This window comes from Mesorhizobium sp. BH1-1-5 (genome assembly GCF_020165615.1).
Classification (GTDB): Bacteria; Pseudomonadota; Alphaproteobacteria; order Rhizobiales; family Rhizobiaceae; genus Mesorhizobium.
The window spans coordinates 2,501-6,150 of sequence record NZ_JAIUIM010000056.1 but is presented as its reverse complement, the minus strand read 5'-3'; the positions used below and the strand labels follow the sequence as shown (position 1 = coordinate 6,150).

Annotated in this window: 1 tRNA gene and 2 rRNA genes; all 3 read right to left on the bottom strand. The window is 54.2% G+C overall.

What is annotated here, in order from left to right:
* Position 1: 1 nt before the first annotated feature.
* Positions 2 to 78 (bottom strand) — tRNA-Met (locus LB572_RS34255).
* A 181-nt stretch (positions 79 to 259) separates the two neighbouring features.
* Positions 260 to 374, bottom strand: a 5S ribosomal RNA gene (gene rrf / locus LB572_RS34250).
* A 265-nt stretch (positions 375 to 639) separates the two neighbouring features.
* Positions 640 to 3,439, bottom strand: a 23S ribosomal RNA gene (locus LB572_RS34245).
* Between the last annotated feature and the right edge of the window lie 211 nt (positions 3,440 to 3,650).

The following is a 3,650-nucleotide window of genomic DNA, read 5'->3' as shown; positions in this document are numbered from 1 at the left end:
TTGGTTGCGGGGACAGGATTTGAACCTGTGACCTTCAGGTTATGAGCCTGACGAGCTACCGGGCTGCTCCACCCCGCGTCACCTTTGGACGTAAGCCGCGCCTGAAGACAGGATGGCCTACAAGTAGGTAGGTGGCTCACCAAATGAAAGGGCCGCTTGCGCGGCCCGGGATCCCGTTTGGCGGGCCTTTATCGTAGAGAGAAGATTTGTCTCGATCCGGGTTTTTGACCCGGCTTTGAGCTGAACGTGCGTTTGGCAGACCTGGCAGCGACCTACTCTCCCGCGTCTTGAGACGAAGTACCATCAGCGCTGGAGCGTTTCACGGCCGAGTTCGGAATGGGATCGGGTGCAGCCGCTCCGCCATAACCACCAGGTCGGCAAAACGCACGTTCAAATCGAGAAGCTTTTTGAGCGAATAGCGATGAGCGAGCAGCCAATAGGGGGTACCTAGTTTCTGCTTTCTCGGAGCTGTTCGCTGGTCTTTGTTGTGCCTTGGATGTTCATTTTGGCCTGGCGCCTTTCGAAGCGAAGCTTCGCAAGGTCGACCGACCGTCGGCGCCGATGCGCCGCACCCACGTAGCGCCGCCCGAGAGGGCGCAACAAGCGTGAGTGAGAACAAGATGGATATAAGGAATGAGAACGATCAAGCCTATCGAACTATTAGTACCGGTAAGCTTCAAGCGTTGCCGCTCTTCCACACCCGGCCTATCAACGTGGTCGTCTTCCACGGTTCTCAGGGAATACTCGTTTCAAGGTGGGTTTCCCGCTTAGATGCCTTCAGCGGTTATCCCGTCCGGATATAGCTACCCTGCGATGCGGCTGGCGCCACAACAGGTCCACCAGAGATCCGTCCATCCCGGTCCTCTCGTACTAGGGACAGATCCTTTCAATATTCCTACACCCACGGCAGATAGGGACCGAACTGTCTCACGACGTTCTGAACCCAACTCACGTACCGCTTTAAATGGCGAACAGCCATACCCTTGGGACCTGCTCCAGCCCCAGGATGCGATGAGTCGACATCGAGGTGCCAAACAACCCCGTCGATATGGACTCTTGGGGGTCATCAGCCTGTTATCCCCGGCGTACCTTTTATCCGTTGAGCGATGGCCCTTCCACGCGGGACCACCGGATCACTATGACCGACTTTCGTCTCTGCTCGACTTGTCAGTCTCGCAGTCAGGCAGGCTTATGCCATTGCACTCAGCGAACGATTTCCGACCGTTCTGAGCCCACCATCGCGCGCCTCCGTTACTCTTTAGGAGGCGACCGCCCCAGTCAAACTACCCACCATACATTGTCCCGGACCCGGATAACGGGCCGCGGTTAGACATCCATAGTAATAAGGGTGGTATTTCAAGGGTGGCTCCACCTGAGCTGGCGCCCAGGTTTCAAAGCCTACCACCTATCCTACACATGCCACTACGAATGCCAATGTAAAGCTATAGTAAAGGTGCACGGGGTCTTTCCGTCTAACCGCAGGAACCCCGCATCTTCACGGGGAATTCAATTTCACTGAGTCTATGCTGGAGACAGCGGGGAAGTCGTTACGCCATTCGTGCAGGTCGGAACTTACCCGACAAGGAATTTCGCTACCTTAGGACCGTTATAGTTACGGCCGCCGTTTACTGGGGCTTCGATTCAGAGCTTGCACCCCTCCTCTTAACCTTCCAGCACCGGGCAGGCGTCAGACCCTATACGTCGCCTTGCGGCTTCGCAGAGCCCTGTGTTTTTGATAAACAGTCGCTACCCCCTGGTCTGTGCCACCCTCCTTAGCTTGCGCTAAAAAGGGTCACGCTTCTTCCGAAGTTACGCGTGCAATTTGCCGAGTTCCTTCAGCATAGTTCTCTCAAGCGCCTTGGTATACTCTACCTGACCACCAGTGTCGGTTTCGGGTACGGTCTATAAGGAGGAGCTATTTCCTGGAACCACTCCGCTGCCCGTTCAATCCGATAAGATTGGACAACTTGTGTGATCCGTCACTACCTCCAGGCCCACGAATATTAACGTGGTTCCCATCGACTACGCGTTTCCGCCTCGTCTTAGGGGCCGGCTAACCCTGCTCAGATTAACTTTAAGCAGGAACCCTTGGTCTTTCGGCGGGGGAGTCTCTCACTCCCCTTACGTTACTCATGTCAGCATTCGCACTTCTGATACCTCCACCGCCCCTCACGGGTACGGCTTCATCAGCTTACAGAACGCTCCGCTACCGCTCGTGATTGCTCACGAACCCTAAGCTTCGGTGTATGGCTTTAGCCCCGTTACATTTTCGGCGCAAAGACCCTTATTTAGACCAGTGAGCTGTTACGCTTTCTTTAAATGATGGCTGCTTCTAAGCCAACATCCTGGTTGTTTTGGGATCCTCACATCCTTTCCCACTTAGCCATAACTTGGGGACCTTAGCTGTAGGTCAGGGTTGTTTCCCTTTTCACGACGGACGTTAGCACCCGCCGTGTGTCTGCCGACTAGTACTCCCAGGTATTCGGAGTTTGGTTAGGTTTGGTAATCCGGTGAGGACCCCTAGCCCATCCAGTGCTCTACCCCCTGGGGTATTCGGTCGACGCTCTACCTAAATAGATTTCGCGGAGAACCAGCTATTTCCGAGTTTGATTGGCCTTTCACCCCTAGCCACAAGTCATCCCGAACTATTGCAACAGTTATGGGTTCGGTCCTCCAGTAAGTGTTACCTTACCTTCAACCTGCTCATGGCTAGATCACTCGGTTTCGGGTCTAATGCGACGAACTGAACGCCCTGTTCAGACTCGCTTTCGCTGCGCCTACACCTATCGGTTTAAGCTTGCTCGTCACACTAAGTCGCTGACCCATTATACAAAAGGTACGTGGTCACCCTTGCGGGCTCCCACTGTTTGTAGGCAATCGGTTTCAGGTACTCTTTCACTCCCCTTGTCGGGGTGCTTTTCACCTTTCCCTCACGGTACTAGTTCGCTATCGGTCATGCACGAGTACTTAGGCTTGGAAGGTGGTCCTCCCAATTTCAGACAGGATTTCACGTGTCCCGCCTTACTCGAGGACGATTGATCGCATTACGCGTACGGGGCTGTCACCCGCTATGGCCCTACTTTCCAGAAGGTTCCGCTTGTCTCTCAATCGCCACTGGCCTGGTCCGGGTTCGCTCGCCACTACTTCCGGAGTCTCGGTTGATGTCCTTTCCTACGGGTACTTAGATGTTTCAGTTCCCCGCGTTCGCCACTTTATCCCTATGTATTCAGGATAAGTTACCTATTAGCGATACTTGGAAACCACAGCAGCAGGTCGCCCTGCAGCTCTGATTTTCCAAGTACCTTAGGTGGGTTTCCCCATTCGGAAATCTACGGATCAAAGGGTATTCGCACCTCCCCGTAGCTTATCGCAGCGTATCACGTCCTTCATCGCCTGTGCATGCCAAGGCATCCACCAATTGCCCTTAAGACACTTGATCGTTCTCATTGCCAATACCCATCGCGCGATCTCGAAGAGATCGTCGCATCCGCAACACCCTGTGCGGGGCGCCGCCGAATGGAATTGGCACAAAAAGACCAGCTTCTCGAGATCGGTTCGAGGGCGCGGTTAGGCAAACCCATCATATGCAAGGGATTGAGCGTCCCTTGCGACAAATCACGGCTTTACAGCCATGAAGTTCGAACAAATCT